This is a genomic window from Brasilonema octagenarum UFV-OR1 (assembly GCF_963888615.1).
GTDB classification, from domain to species: Bacteria; Cyanobacteriota; Cyanobacteriia; order Cyanobacteriales; family Nostocaceae; genus Brasilonema; species Brasilonema sennae.
On record NZ_CAWPKW010000315.1, the window covers coordinates 1 to 15,808 of the forward strand.

Genomic DNA, 15,808 nt, shown 5'->3' on the forward strand with positions numbered 1-15,808 from the left:
GGCTTTGCCGAACGCGTAGCGTGCGCCTTAGCGCATAGTTAAGAGGGTTTAAAAGGGTTTTTGCGTAAGTCCTAAAGAGAATATTTTTTCATTCACTCAAAAAAAGAAAATCAATCATGGAAAAAATAGCAATTATTGGATTTTCATGTCTATTTCCTGATGCCAAAAATCCTGATGATTTTTGGAATAATCTTATTCAGGAGAAAGATTCCATATCATCAATCACTTCTCAGGAAATAGGAGTAGATCCGCAAGTTTTTTATGACCCAGTCAAAGGTAAACCAGAAAAAATCTATTCTTTAAAGGGAGGATTCATTCGCGACTTTCAGTTTGATACAACAGGATATAAACTACCAGCAGACTTTCTGCAAAGTTTAGATAAGACCTTTAAATGGTCACTTGATGTTGCCAAACAAGCTTTGGAACATAGTGGGTATTTAGGAAATGAATCTGTTTTGTCAAAATGTGGAGTCATATTAGGAACTCTCTCCTTACCTACGAAATTATCCAATCAATTATTTGCTCCTATATATCAGCAGATACTAACGCCTGCATTGAGAGAACTTTTGCAGTGTGAAGACTTCGATTTGGCTGACTTGAAAGCATCACCAGAAGCCTCAATTTACAACGCAATGGTTTCCGGTTTGCCAGCTGCTATCATTGCCCAAGCTCTGTCTTTATCCAACATTCATTTATGCATTGATGCTGCGTGTTCTTCACCATTATATGCAGCGAAGCTTGCTTCTCATTATTTGTGGACACACAAAGCAGATGTGATGTTGGCTGGAGGAATGAGCTGTTCTGATCCTCTGTTTTTGCGGATGTTATTTTCTGGTATCCAAGGATATCCAGAAGACAACGATCTCAGCCGTCCTTTAGATAAATCTTCCAGAGGACTGATCACCGCTGATGGAGTTGGGATGGTTGTGCTGAAACGATATAGCGATGCAGTGCGAGATGGCGATCGCATTTATGCCACCATCTCTGGTACTGGACTCTCCAACGATGGGCGAGGAAAACATTTGCTCAGTCCCAGTTCCAAAGGACAAATTCTCGCCTTTGAACGCGCATACAAAGAAGCACAAATCAGTCCAAAAGACATTGATTACATGGAGTGTCACGCAACTGGCACATTGCTAGGAGACACCACAGAGTTTAACTCAATAGAAACCTTCTTTGGTCAGCATCAAGCAACTCCTCTAGTCGGTTCCGTCAAAGCAAATGTTGGTCATTTACTAGTCGCTGCTAGTTCAGTCAGCTTAATTAAAGTGCTTCTGAGTATGTCCAAGGGTGTCATCCCTCCGACAATTCATGTTGCTGACTCCATAGGAACTGAAAACAACGTCATTTCACCTGAACGAATTGTTACAAGTACAGCCAATTGGCCCCAAAAAGCACCAGTCAAACGAGCAGCTATCAGTGCATTTGGTTTTGGTGGTACTAATGCACACATGATTTTGGAACAGGGAACCGTAGAAGATGGCGAACAAGAGAATACACCCGTGCAACCAGCTAGAGTCGCCATCGTTGGTATGGATGCCTTTTTTGGTTCCTGCAATGGATTAGATGCCTTTGACCGCAGCATTTACGATGCAAGGCAGCATTTTATACCTCTTCCTGCTGATAGATGGCACGGCTTAGAAGACCAACAAGACTTACTCCAGAAATACGGCTTACCAGATGGTAAAGCACCAGTAGGAGCTTACATTCAAGATTTACAAATCGATACCTTATCTTACAAAATCCCTCCGAATGAACTGTCCAAACTGAATCCGCAACAACTCTTACTTCTGAAAGTCGCCGATCGCGCCCTAAAAGATGCCCAAATCAAAGAAGGTGCAAACGTTGCAGTGATCATCGCCGCAGAGACAGAATTTTCTGTTCACCAGTTACAGCAGAGATGGAATCTCTCTTGGCAAATTAAACAAGGCTTAGTTGCCGGGGAAATTTCTTTACCAGAAGAAAAGATTGCTGAATTAGAAACCATTGTTAAAGATGCGATTCACCATCCAGTAGAAACTGGCGAATATCTGAGTTACATCACCAACATCATGGCGAGTCGAGTTTCTTCATTGTGGGATTTCACAGGTCCAACATTTACTATTACGGCCGGAGAGAATTCCACATTCAAGGTGTTGGAAATCGCACAAATGCTATTGAGTGCAGGGGAAGTGGATGCTGTGCTTGTGGGTGGTGTTGATTTAGCTGGCGGGCTGGAAAATATCTTGCTGCGAAGTTCCAGATCACAAATAAACACAGGAGTCAATACCCTAAGTTACGACCAAAAAGCGAATGGTTGGACGGTTGGTGAAGGTGCGGGAGCAGTTGTTCTGAAGCGCCAAGATACAGCAAGAAAAGAGGGCGATCGCATTTATGCAGTTGTCGATGCTATTAGTTTTGCACAACAGCATTCTACATCTAATGACTTGCACAATCGGCTAACAATACCTGAACCAGCAGCTGTCAACTCCGTCTGTCAACAAGCTTTCCAGATAGCAGGTATCAAACCCACAGACATTGAATATTTGGAAGTTTGTGGAAGCGGTATTCCCCAAGAAGATGAAGCAGAAATCAAAGGTTTAGTTCAAGCTTATCCTTCAGATAAAAATGGTCTTAATTGTGCGATCGGTAGTGTCAAAGCAAATATTGGTCACACCTATGTCGCATCAGGAATTGCCAGCCTGATTAAAACTGCTCTTTGTCTTCATCACAGATACATTCCTGCAACTCCCAAATGGTCTGGTGTCAAAAACCAAGAGATTTGGCAAGGTAGTCCCTTTTATGTTGTTCCAGAATCAAGACCTTGGTTTTTAGGCAAAGAAGCGAAAAAGCGAGTTGCTGCAATTAATAGCATGGGGATGGATGGGACTTACGCTCATGTTATCTTGTCAGAAGAACCACAGCAAGTACAGCGCCCAAGCAAGTATTTAGAGCAAACACCATTATATTTGTTCCCCATTGCAGGTCAGAATCACTCAGATTTACTAGACCAGATTAGCACTCTCAAAACAACCATCGAAAATTGTAGTTCTTTAATCGTTGCTGCAAGCCAAACTTTTGCTATCTATAAACAACATGTTGAGGCAAATTATGGGCTTGCAATTCTTGGACGCAACAAAAACGAATTAGTAAGAGAAATTGAAGCTGCTTTCAAAGGTGTAAATAATGCGTTTGAAAACGGGGAAGACTGGCAAACACCAACTGGCAGTTATTTTACCGCAAAGCCAGTCGGTAAAAAGGGAGGTGTAGCATACGTTTATCCTGCAGCAATTAATTCTTATCTTGGTATCGGTCGCACACTCTTCCGCTTATTTCCCAGAGTTTACGATGACTTGGTCATCAAAAATCTTTTCAGTCTTTTCGCCGAAGTTTCTCAGCTTGTTTTTCCCAGAAGCTTAAATAAACTATCAACTAGACAGTTAGAAAATCTCGAAAAGCAATTGCTTAATGATTCCTTGGCAATCCTTGAAACTGACATGGCATTTGCCAGACTCATTACTACAATTATCCGAGATGATTTCCGAATTAAGCCAAAGTATGTTTTTGGGTATAGCCTCGGCGAGACAAGCATGATGTGTTCAATGGGGGTATGGAGTAACTTTAGCGAAGGAATTAGTGCTTTTCACACATCCTCTTTGTTTGCAGACAGGATATCTGGACCGAAAAACGCTGTACGCGAATGTTGGGGATTACCATCAGCACAACAATCATCAGACGATGATTTCTGGAGTACCTATCTTTTGATGGTAAGTCCATCCCAAGTTAAAGAATGCCTCAAAAATGAAAATCGCGTTTATTTAACTCAAATCAATACACCAGAAGAAGTTTTAATTGCTGGTGAGACAGCAGCTTGTCAGAGAGTGATAAAAACTTTGGGTTGTAATGCTTTCCGTGCTCCCTTTAATCATGCAATCCATTGTGAACCAATGCGATCAGAGTATGAAGAAGTCGTTAGAGTCAACACTTTACCATCTCACAATATACCAGGTATTGTGTTTTATTCTTCAGCGGAGTGTCAACCCATCACATTAGAAAGCAGTGTCATCGGTCGCAATCTTGCACAAGGCTTGTGTCAACAACTTGATTTTCCTCGCTTAGTGAACCGAGTTTATGACGATGGGGCAAGAATTTTTATCGAAGCAGGTTCTGGTAATATCTGCTCTCGATGGATTGATAAAATCCTAGAAAACAAAGAACATATAACCGTATCTGTTAATAGAAGAGGTGTAGATGACCATACTTCTATTATCAGGGCATTAGCAAAACTCTTCAGTCATCAAGTTTCTCTGGACTTATCAACACTGTACAGTCAGGAAACAGAAACATCCACTCAACTTAAACCAACTGTGAAAACTCTCACTTTAGGAAGGGGAGTTCCTCAAAGCCAGACGCCTATCGAAGGAAGTGTCCGTTCTGGGAACAGAATTCTTACCAAAATATTGAGCGACGAAAACCGTAAAAAATTCCAAAACTTAGCGATGAAAAAACCTCTTCATACTGTAAGTAAGCAGTATCAGAACATTCCTCTCCCTACAGATTCTGAAGTCATACATTCTCCTCAAGACTCAACCACTATCCACAATGCTATAAGTCATCCCCGCAACATATCCACATCAATACCTATGCAAGAAGAAGAAAACGTGAAAAACACCACGAATAACAGTTTTGAGCCTAGAGAACAGTTACAATCTGGTGAGTTGACTGAAAGTCAAAAAATCATTACTCCATCCATTATTCCTCCAATTTCCACAACTCATCAACTTAAAAAATCAGCACCTCTAAATAACTTACATCTGTCTCAGTACGAAAAGTTCAGCAATAACCATTATCGGGTTCATAAAACTCACGCTAACTTCTTAAAATCCCGACAAGAATTCAGCAAACAAATCAGTGAAATGATTCAACTACAACTAGCTTGTGCTGAAAACTTGCTCAATAAGTAATAAGTGATAGGTTATAGGTTTTCCTGTAACCTGTCCCCTACCTCCTATCCTCTGTTCCCTATTCTCTCTCCTCTGTCTCGTCTATTAATCATTTAAGGGAATCGCCACTGTGAAAATCGAAGATCCAGTACTAGGTAAATACAATAACGGTCTTAACTTTTTTGGTAACTCCTTCAATCACAATGAAGTTTGGAAAGGTTCTTTAGATTGTGTTGCTTTTGAACAATCAGCCATCAAAGATAAATTACTGAATATAAAGAAACCTTGTTACGTCGTAAGAGTAGCAGGAAAAATTGGTGTCACCAACGAGGGTTATTCTTGTCCTACTGATAATGGGAAAACAGGACAAGTAGAATTGTTGATGACAACTCCACCCATGCCAACACATCATTTAGGAGACCCCAGTTTTCTTGCCTCTCATGGTGTAAAATATGCTTATACAACTGGTGCAATGGCTGGTGGTATTGCATCACAAGAGATGGTCATTGCACTAGGAAAAGAAAAAATATTGAGTTCTTTTGGTGCTGGTGGTTTAAGTCCAGACCGTCTTGAAGCAGCTATTAACTGTATTCAACAAGCTTTACCTGAAGGTCCCTACGCTTTTAATCTCATTCATAGTCCGAATGAACCTGCTATTGAACGTCGTGCTGTGGAGTTATACCTCAAATATGGGGTTAGAACCATAGAAGCCTCAGCATTTTTGGACTTGACTCCCAATATTGTTTATTACCGTGCGGCTGGGTTAGGCGTGAATGCAGCCAATCAAATTGAAATCAAAAACAAAGTCATTGCCAAAATTTCTCGTCGAGAAGTCGCCAGTAAATTTCTCCTACCTGCACCATTAAAAATTCTGAAAGAACTGGTTGAAAAAGGACTTATTACTGAGTTCCAAGCAAATCTTGCATCTCAACTTCCTGTTGCCGATGATATCACTGTGGAAGCCGATTCTGGAGGACATACAGATAATCGTCCTCTCGTTTGTCTTTTGCCTTCTATCTTGGCATTAAAAAATGAAATTCAGGAAAAATATCGCTACTCAACACCTATTAGAGTTGGAGTCGCCGGAGGAATTGGGACACCAGAATCAGCAATAGCCGGCTTTATGATGGGTGCTGCTTATGTCGTCACTGGTTCTGTTAATCAATCGTGTGTTGAAGCTGGAACTTCTGAACATACCAAGCAATTGTTAGCACAAGCAGAAATGGCTGACATGATGATGGCACCAGCCGCTGATATGTTTGAAATGGGAGTCAAACTTCAAGTTTTAAAAAGAGGAACTATGTTCCCTATGCGAGCGCAAAAACTGTATGAGATATACAGAAATTATAACTCACTTGAAGATATTCCTAATGAAGAAAGAGAGAAACTAGAGAAACAGATTTTTCGTAAGACTATTCCTCAAATTTGGGAAGAAACTGCAACTTATTTATCTCAAAGAAATCCAGAAAAACTTGCGAAAGCAATCAACAATCCCAAAATAAAAATGGCAGCAATTTTTCGCTGGTATTTAGGATTATCTTCTCGCTGGTCTAGTTCTGGAGAAAAGGGTCGAGAAGTCGATTATCAAATTTGGTGCGGTCCAGCAATGGGTAGCTTTAATGACTGGGTTCGTGGTTCTTATTTAGCTGAGCCAAAAAATCGCCGAGTGGTTGATGTTGCTCATCATATCATGACGGGAGCAGCATATTTATACCGCATTCAAAGTTTAAAACTTCAAGGACTGCAAATCTCAAATGATTACTGTCACTATCATCCAGTGAGTTCTACTGACTTGTAAGCAGTACAGAAAAGGTTTTTAAAAATCGTAGACTATTTTCTTAGAGGTGTCTCAATAATGGCTTCAAAACAGTCTCATACAGCGGAAGAAATTCAAGCATGTTTGGTGTCTATTCTTGCTGAGGCACTGAAAATCGCACCTGATGAAATTAATGTTCAAGATTCATTAGAAAACTACGGTTTGAACTCAGCCCAAGCTATGCTTCTCATTACCCAAGCAGAAAAAATGTTGGGATTTGAAGTCTCTCCAATGCTGCTGTGGCATTACCCAAATATTGAAGCACTTTCCGAGCGTTTAGCTGAAGAATCGCAAGATTTAGAGTCACAAGTTGATGACAAAGTGACCCCTCGAACAAATGTTTCTGTTTCCAAAACGACAACGGTAAATTTGCAGGCAGAAGCTGTTCTTGACTCGAACATTCGTCCCTCATTGAGTTATCAATTTACCACTGAACTAAATAATGTCTTCTTAACTGGAGGAACAGGCTTTTTAGGTGCTTTCCTAATTGATGAACTACTACGGACGACTGATGCAGATATCTACTGCTTAGTACGTGCTACGACTTCTGAGGAAGGCAAGCAGAAGCTAAAGAAAAACTTGCAACAATATTTACTTTGGAAAGAAGAATTCAGTCCCAGAATTATCGCTATTCCTGGAGATTTATCTCAGCCACTCTTAGGGATGAGTACGGAAGGGTTTGAAATGCTGGCAGCTAATCTTGACGCTGTGTATCACAGTGCTGCCATGCTGAACTATGTGTATCCCTACTCAGCATTGAAGACTGCGAATGTTTTGGGAACGCAGGAAGTCATACGCTTGGCAAGTTTAATCAAAGCCAAACCTCTACATTACGTTTCTAGTGTTGCTGTTTTTGAATCACCTGCTTATGCTGGCAAAGTTGTTAGAGAACAGGATAGCTTTGACCATTGGGAAGGGATTTTTCTGGGTTACTCTCAGACGAAGTGGGTTGCGGAAAAGTTAGTCAAAATTGCTGGCGATCGCGGACTTCCCGTTACCATCCACAGACCACCACTCATATCAGGGCACAGTCAAACAGGTATATCTAACACCCATGACTTTACCAACTTGATGATCAAAGGTTGTCTTGAGATGGGATGTTTTCCAGACGTGGATTATATGCTGGATATGTCTCCTGTAGACTATGTGAGTCAGGCGATCGCCTATCTATCAAGACAGAAAGAATCCATAGGCAAAGCTTTCCACTTGCAACATCCTGAACCTATCTCCTTAAAGATGTTAGTTGAGTGGATGCACTCTTTTGGTTTTCCAATTGAATTGGTTCCTTACGATGAGTGGCAATCAATGTTAGTAAAAAATGTCACTTCTCAACAAAATCCTTTGTACACACTGCGACCATTCTTGCTTCAGAAGTGGTCTCAAGAAGGACTCACCATTCCAGATTTGTATCTGCAAGCGAAAAGACCAATTATTAGCTGCCAAGATACTCTTAAGGCACTAGCTGGAAGCTCTATTGTCTGTCCACCAATAGACTCTAGATTGTTTCTGACATACTCTTCTTACTTGATTTCGAGTGGTTTCTTGAACGTTGCATAAAACGACAAGATTCAAAGGGGTGTAAGCCAAGATAGGGGTATAGGGGTGTAGGGAAAATGCATTTATATTCCTATCCCTTTACACCCTTACACCCTCACACCCTTACACCCTTACCCCCCTAGCTTCTTTAATTGACAAGTTGGGTTAAGGCAGATGCAAAACCCAACAATTTTTTTTGCTTACACAAACAGGCAAAGACGCAAAGTTCTTCTGAGCGCCTTTGCATCTTTGCATTTTTACAGTGAACAGTGAGTCCAGCGCTGCAGGCGGGTTTCCAACGCCAGATACCTACGGAGGCAGACCCTCATCAAGTACTGGCTCCGCCGTAGGCGACTGGCGAACCCGATAGCCGTAAGGCGTGGCGTTAGCCATAGGGTGAACAGTTATCAGTTATCAAATTATTGTTCATTGATAACTGGTAACTGATAACTGGTTTAACAAAAACTATTTTAAAATTCTCAAATCTTGCTGTTAGCAATGCTGGCAACACTGCCATCTTGATTAAATGGCAATGTCTATGAATCGCGTATCAATATTGCCAGCACTTCAAATTCAAGCCATAACCTTCCACCGCAACAACCGCAACAGAATTGTTATCAGGTACAAGCTCTAGCAAGCTCCACTGTTGCTCTGTTTTTAGCAATGCTTGTCCTCCTGGAGTCAGAGAAACCTCTATTTGCTCTAGCTGAGCAATTCCTACTCCAGTTGCTTTTAAATATGCTTCTTTGCAAGTCCAGTAGCGGAAAAACACCTGTTGCATTTGATGGGGAGGAAGCCCAGACATCACTGCATATTCCCCAGGAGAAAAGTATCGTTTCGCAAGGGCCAGAACGTCGGAAATTGGGCGGACGTACTCTAGATCTACTCCGACCAGGCGATCGCAACTCACTGCACACAGAGCTAAGCCTTGCGAATGAGTTAAGTTAAACCATATTTTACTATCAGCAAATGTATCTGCTAACACTGGCTTGCCAGAGGATTCATAACAGAACTGCAACTCTTGCGGTTCTACACCCAAATAGCGACCCAATATCGTTCGCAGTATACCCCGACCAGCAATAAAACGTTGTCGATGCTGTTCTTTATAGAACCGTTTTGCCCGACAAACTTCGTCGCTGGAAAGGGTTGCTGTCAAATGTTGCAACTGTGTTTCTGGTCTGTCAAGGTCGATTCGCCAGACATGAATTTCATCCTGCAACAAAGTTAAATCTGCCGATGCAGGTAGCCACAAATGATTATTAACAGTCATTGAGTCACGCAGTAATAGTCAGCTAATGTCTGAATTAGATACTTAAATTTCGAGAGGACTGATAGCTAGCACCCGTATCGAACGCCCTCCGGGAACGCCCGTCGCTTGGCTGTCGGGAAACCCTACCAAGAGCGCTGGTCTCACCGGTGTGAACTATTATCCCTAACTCATTGTCCAGTAATTTACCACTCCTGCGACAAGATGTAGAGGAGGCAGTGGGTTGCGGTGAGACAGTGCCCTTCGGGTAAGCGCAAAGCGCACGCGATCGCGTTCGCAGTCGCCTAGGTCGGGAGACCCTCATCAAGCGCTGTCTCACCGTGCAGGGGGTTCCCTTCGTGCATGCAAACCGCTGTGATATGTGGATTTAGCCCAGTTTCCCCTCGTCTGGGTTTTCATCAGAAAACCCCAATCTCACACTCAAATTAAAGTCAAACGGTCTTGTCGCTTTTTTCAAGAGATACAAGAAAAAGTGCGTTGTCAAAATCAGTTTTGCTTTTTGACTTCCCGTTATTATATAGCTTTTAATGGTTGTCCTGATAGTTTTTTTGTAACCGATTTTTAATTTTTTAACTATATAATAAGTTCTTCTAACATCAAGACCGCCTCAGTTCACAATTGAACTGAGGCGGTCTAATTTCGAGAGGATATTACTATCTGCTTTTTCTGATTTGATTGATAATTACACCTGTTGCTGCACCTGTTGCTGCACTGCCAAAGGTACCTCTACCACCGTTAGTAATACCATTAGTGGCTGCACCGGCGGCTGCACCTACTCCAGCATCTTGAATGATGCTGCGTTGCTGCCTTTCTTTACGAGTGCCTCTAAGACCATTAGCACCATTGATAGCAGCACCAGTACCAGCACCATTAATGGCACCGTTGATCACGCTACGTCCTCTAATGATGCCTGAGACAGCGCCAACACCGGCTCCAATGGCTGTATCCTCAAGGATTTTATCATCAGCAGACGCAGGTTGAATTGGAACCAAACTGACACCAGCTAAACTTGCAGCCAATAGGCTGGGCATAAATGCGCGTTTCAAAATTTTGTTCATAGAATCTCCTTTTCAACTTATCAACCGATTAGAGAAAAGTTGAAGTTGTTCCAGTTTTTACCTTTTCTCTAGTCTAGACAATAACAAACTTTTTCTCCATGAAAATGCTTTCATGATTACCGTACCTTTTATTCAAAAAGCCTGAATCCACTCTTGGACAGAATATTCAGTCCAGATGCCATTTTGCCAATACGGATCGGCTTCTACTAATTGGCGTACGATCGCTTCGTCTTCGGCTTCATAAATGCCAAAAACTTTAGTGACATCTGTCGTAGGACCAATAGTAACCAACACACCGGATTCTTTCTGTTTTGCTAGTCCATCTAGATGTGCTTGACGGTAAGGGGCGCGTTTTTCCAGAACGTCTTGGCAGTAAGTTCCCCACATGACATATTTAGGCATAATTTTACGAATTCAAAATCCAAAAAATCAAAGTTCAACAAAACAGGAACAAACAAGAGCAAAAAATTTCTTTAGTTTTCACTCTTGTTTCTTGTGGCTTAACTCCTCAAAGTTACGCCAAATTTCTCCGCTAGGGCTTCGCGGACTTTATTATGTACTGGTTCAACTTCGCTATCGGTGAGGGTGCGATCGCTTACTCTATAAATCAAGCGAAATGCCAAACTCCGTTGTCCTTGGGGCACATGCTCCCCGTGATATTCATCAAACAATTCTACAGATTTCAGTAATTCTTTACCTGCTTTGGTGATGACTTTTTCAATTTCGGCAACACTCACCTTAACAGGCGCAAAGAAAGCAATATCTCGGTCTGCGGCTGGATAAGTGGAGTAAGGGTGGAATTGTGGTGTTAAGATTTCATCTTCATCTAGAGAATCCAAAAGCACATCTAAATCCAACTGGAACAGGTAGACTGAATCTGGTAAACCTTTTTCTTGCCGCAGTTGGGGATGCAATTGCCCAAACAGACCAAGCCTATTACCTCCTATCCATAGGGAAGCAGTGCGTCCTGGGTGCAAGCGGGAATCTCTGCAATCCGGTTGATATTCTACCTGCAAGCCAAACTGTTGAAACACATTTTCTAAAATACCTTTGGCTTCAAACCAAGTCATTGGTTGTTCGCGATCGCTTGTTGTCCATTTACTGGAGGAAATATCGCCTCCCATAATCCCAGCAATAACGTCTGTTTCTTGCAAACCTTCTTCTTGCCAGAAAATTCGTCCAATTTCAAAGCCGTTCAGCGAACCATTGCCCTGTTCCAGGTTGTATTGAAATGCATCAATTAATCCCGATATCAAGTCAGTTCGCAACGCCGAATATTCCACAAATAACGGATTTGCTAAAACGATTTGTCTATCTTCCCCAGGTTTTACCAAGGAATAGTGGATTAATTCTGTCAATCCTTCTGCTCGCAATAGTGCTCGTAACTTGCGAATCAGTTCTTGTTCAAGAGGCAAATAACCTGCTTCTGCCTTGTCTGGCAAGGTATCGCAAAAGCGATCATAGCCGTAGAGACGAGCAATTTCTTCAATTAAGTCTATTTCCCGTTCTAAGTCGCGGTAACGATAGGGAGGTACGGAAACCATCCACTTGTTATCGGGTATGGAAGTGAGTTGACATCCCAATGCTGTGAGGATGCGTTCAACATCTTCGCCTTGGATTTCTCCTGTTTGCTCACCTAAATCGGTTGGTCCGAGAACCTGGTTGACTCGATCCAAGCGTAATTCAATCGAACGCGACCAACTAGAGCGATCAGGACGAGAATCATTAATTTCTTGATGTATGATAACTCCTCCAGACAGTTCGCTAATCAGCGATAACGCACGACGAGTTGCGACTTCCAACTCAGCGCGGTTGACTCCCCGTTCGTATCTTCCAGAGGACTCACTTCTTAAACCGACACTGCGAGAAGAACGCCGAATTGCGACTGAATCAAATAGCGCTGCTTCTAAAACGAGGTTTTGAGTTCCATCATGCACTTCGGTTTCCTCGCCACCCATAACTCCTGCGATCGCAACAGGTTTATCATTAGCGGTGATCAGCAAATTTTGTGTAGATAGAGTGCGAGTTTGTCCATCGAGAGTTTTAAGAGTTTCCCCAGCATTGGCGAAGCGGACACCGATCGCCAGATTCTCACTTCCAGCAACCGATTGTAAACGGTTACAGTCAAAAGCGTGTAGTGGCTGTCCCCATTCCAACATTACGTAGTTAGTAATATCTACAATATTATTGATGGGTCGCACTCCAGCAGCACGCAAGCGCTGTTGCAGCCACTCAGGTGATTGTGCAATTTTTACCTGGTCAATCACCGTGCCAATGTATGCTGGGCAAGCTTGTGTATCAGCGATTTTTAAAGTTAAATTAAACCCACCTTGAGAAATCGAAACTTCACCTGCTTGAGGAAGCGTTAGCTTTGCCCCTGTCAAGGCTGTGACTTCCCGCGCGATACCAACCATACATAAGGCATCAGCACGGTTAGCAGTCGCGGTGACATCTAAAATCACATCATCTAAACCTAACAGTGGACGTACATCGCTACCAAGTGCCAAGTTCTCTTGAGGAAAAATATGAATTCCGTCTACATCATTGGGCAAACCCAGTTCCTTGAGGGAACAAATCATCCCCTGTGATGGAACTCCTCGTAGTTTCGCGGGTTTAATTTTTAAATCTATGTTTGGTAAGTAGGTGCCTACAGTTGCTACGGGTACGTAAATATCTGCCCGGACATTGGAAGCACCACAAACGATATTTAAAGTTTCATCCGTACCGATATCGACTTGGCAAACACTTAATTTGTCGGCGTTGGGATGCGGTTGTCGTTCCAGCACTTTCCCCACAACAACGCCTGCAGCCCAAGTGCGGCGATCTTCAATATCTTCTACCTCAAACCCAGATAGTGTCAGCGTTTGTGCTAATTCTTCTGGGCTAAGTTTCAACTCCACTAGTTCTTGCAACCATTTCAGTGAGATACGCATGGTCTTGTGTTGCCTTGTCTGAAATCTAAGCTAAATTAATGCATAGACTATTCTAGAACTATTCCACGAAGTTCCTCACACATTTTGGAATTATGCACACAAAAGCTGCTTTACCTATTACTCTTTTAAACGGCAAGCAAACTTTGCCTATTATTGAAGCTTATTTTGAGTTTAATCATCTTAAACATCTCTATCGTCAGGGTTGGCTAAACCACGGTATTCAACCAAAGTCTTGTGAAAGTGTTGCAGAACACTCATTTTGTGTGGCATTATTAGCTTTATTTTTGGCTGATGAATATCACCTTGAATTAGACACAACTAAGGTCATTCGTATGGCTTTAATCCATGATTTAGGAGAAGTCTATGCTGGGGACTTTACTCCAAAAGATGCCATTGAAAAAAATCAGAAATATCAACTAGAAAAGCAGTCTATTCTTCAAGTACTGAATAAACTTCCTCATGGATTAGAGTGGATTGCTTTATGGGAGGAATACGAAAAGGGGGAATCTGCTGAATCACAGTTTGTTCATCAACTTGACCGATTAGAAATGGCTTTACAAGCTAGTGTATACGAACACCTGGAGCTAGCAAATTTATCAGTATTTTTTCAAAGTGCCAATCAAGCTTTGTCCGCACAGCAACTAAAATCTATATCTAGAGCACTAAAAGATTTAAGGGATTAAACTCAAATCAGCCAGCAAAATACGAAAAAATCTACACTAACTAATATACACACTAAATAATATTCTTAGCATTTTTTACATCCTAATTACTAGATTGTTTATTTAGTAATTAATAGCTGAATCCCTAAGCCAAATACGTAAACACAATTTTGAGTAAATCCGCACGAGTAAAAGGCTTAGTTAAATATCCAGAAGCTCCTACCAATCTAGCTTTTACACGGTCTACAAGTCCTTTATTTCCTGTCACCATAATGATGGGAGTTTTTTTGAACATTGAATTATTTCGGACGATTCGGCATAATTCATAACCATCCATTCCGTCCATATTCAAATCCAGTAATATTAAGTCTGGTTTGTACCTAATAACGGACATAACGGCTTTGAGTGGATCATTGATTGTCACGACAGAAAAATTTTCATCTTCTAAAAAGCGGCTAATTTCTTTAAGCATGGTGGGACTATCATCTACAGAAATAACTTTGTAGACTTTTCGTGGGGTGACAGTAGCGGAAGTTCCTGCTTCATGTTTAAGATTGTTATTATTAGATATTGTTGATTTCTGAATTTTTTCCTTATCCGGAGAAACTGGAGTTTTTCGCTGTTGAGTAACGGCATGACTGGCAGAAATAACAGAGTTATCCGAATATCTGGTGCGAGTTGATCCTACTTCCGAATCAACCAGTTTAGTTTGATCTGATTGCGTAACAGAACGAGAAACTGATATTACATCTGTAAAAGTTTTTGGTAATTTATCAAAGGGTGGATCTGGTTCATGTAATAGTATAGTGCCATTTAAAATATGAGGGTATAATGTTTTGGCTAGTTGGACTTCGTCTTGATTCATAATCACTGACAAATGTCGCAAACTAAAACCCTTCATCCACTCAGTTAACTGAGGGTCTATTCCTGATAATTTATTTGGACTATCTGTGGTTTTAATTAACAAATATGGACGTTGATAGGGAGAAGAAATTTGGGGTCCCAAGGAATGCCAATTCTGCAACTTTTGTTGGCAACGTTCCGCAATTTTTTCGGCATCAAGCTTGCAAATAGTTGGAACTCGACAATCAGAATCTTTTAATGTAAAAGTCGCTTCTTTGGTTAAAAGATATGACTCCAGCACTTCTTTTACCAATTCTTGGATCAGGACTGCTGCTTGTGTAGAATGTAAATAGCGTTCGCTCACTAACCAGCAAATAGCTTGATATTCTGGAGGTAATGGAGCAGGAATCAATTCATCTTGAGTATCACTGTCATGGATGATTGATTGACTTTTGGTGTCTGGTTCAAACATCAAACGTAATTGAACACGAACCTCACCGACGATGCTAGGAACATGATGGCTTAAGCGACGCAAATGACGTTCCAAGCGATCAAACGGTTCAACTGAATGAGTAGCATATGTTATTTTTCCTTGCTCTAGATATATTGACCAGGAAATAGAACTGCTAAACACTTGTAAACAAGTACTCTCAGAACAATTAGATAGATGTCTCAATAAGCTTAAAGGACGTAGTTTGGTAAATGTGCCAAAATTATTCATTTCTCTAGAGATTTTCTGTAAAAGGAGACCGATTGTTGGAATATTCGAGT

9 protein-coding genes are annotated in these 15,808 nt (G+C 41.5%); 4 read left to right on the forward strand and 5 right to left on the reverse strand.

The window, feature by feature from the left end; genetic code table 11:
* Positions 1-116 precede the first annotated feature (116 nt).
* From AC5590_RS28020 to AC5590_RS28030, 3 genes are all read left to right on the forward strand, one after another.
* Positions 117-4,943, forward strand: coding sequence for a PfaB family protein (locus tag AC5590_RS28020; RefSeq protein ID WP_169266598.1), 4,827 nt, complete (start codon positions 117-119; stop codon positions 4,941-4,943).
* Between the two features lie 109 nt (positions 4,944-5,052).
* Positions 5,053-6,720: a PfaD family polyunsaturated fatty acid/polyketide biosynthesis protein gene (locus AC5590_RS28025; RefSeq protein ID WP_169266599.1), complete on the forward strand. Its 1,668-nt coding sequence runs from the start codon at positions 5,053-5,055 to the stop codon at positions 6,718-6,720.
* Between the two features lie 57 nt (positions 6,721-6,777).
* Positions 6,778-8,295, forward strand: a complete 1,518-nt coding sequence (locus tag AC5590_RS28030; protein ID WP_169266600.1) for a thioester reductase domain-containing protein — start codon at positions 6,778-6,780, stop codon at positions 8,293-8,295.
* A gap of 529 nt (positions 8,296-8,824) precedes the next feature.
* On the opposite strand, the gene hetI is transcribed toward AC5590_RS28030, so the two are convergent.
* From hetI to pheT, 4 genes are all read right to left on the reverse strand, one after another.
* The gene (gene hetI, locus AC5590_RS28035) at positions 8,825-9,544 is read right to left on the reverse strand and encodes a 4'-phosphopantetheinyl transferase HetI (RefSeq protein ID WP_169266601.1); all 720 of its coding nucleotides are present in this window, start codon (positions 9,542-9,544) and stop codon (positions 8,825-8,827) included.
* A 650-nt stretch (positions 9,545-10,194) separates the two neighbouring features.
* A complete protein-coding gene (locus AC5590_RS28040; protein WP_169266602.1) occupies positions 10,195-10,599 on the reverse strand; it encodes a hypothetical protein in 405 nt (134 codons plus the stop codon).
* A 132-nt stretch (positions 10,600-10,731) separates the two neighbouring features.
* Positions 10,732-11,001, reverse strand: a complete 270-nt coding sequence (locus AC5590_RS28045) for a YciI family protein (protein WP_169266603.1) — start codon at positions 10,999-11,001, stop codon at positions 10,732-10,734.
* 98 nt (positions 11,002-11,099) lie between these two features.
* On the reverse strand, positions 11,100-13,532 hold the full coding sequence (gene pheT / locus AC5590_RS28050) for a phenylalanine--tRNA ligase subunit beta (protein WP_169266604.1): 2,433 nt from the start codon (positions 13,530-13,532) through the stop codon (positions 11,100-11,102).
* Positions 13,533-13,624: 92 nt separating this feature from the next.
* Between pheT and AC5590_RS28055 the strand changes: the two genes are divergently transcribed.
* A complete protein-coding gene (locus AC5590_RS28055) occupies positions 13,625-14,215 on the forward strand; it encodes an HD domain-containing protein (RefSeq protein ID WP_169266605.1) in 591 nt (196 codons plus the stop codon).
* A 124-nt stretch (positions 14,216-14,339) separates the two neighbouring features.
* On the opposite strand, the gene AC5590_RS28060 is transcribed toward AC5590_RS28055, so the two are convergent.
* A complete protein-coding gene (locus AC5590_RS28060) occupies positions 14,340-15,758 on the reverse strand; it encodes a response regulator (protein ID WP_169266606.1) in 1,419 nt (472 codons plus the stop codon).
* Between the last annotated feature and the right edge of the window lie 50 nt (positions 15,759-15,808).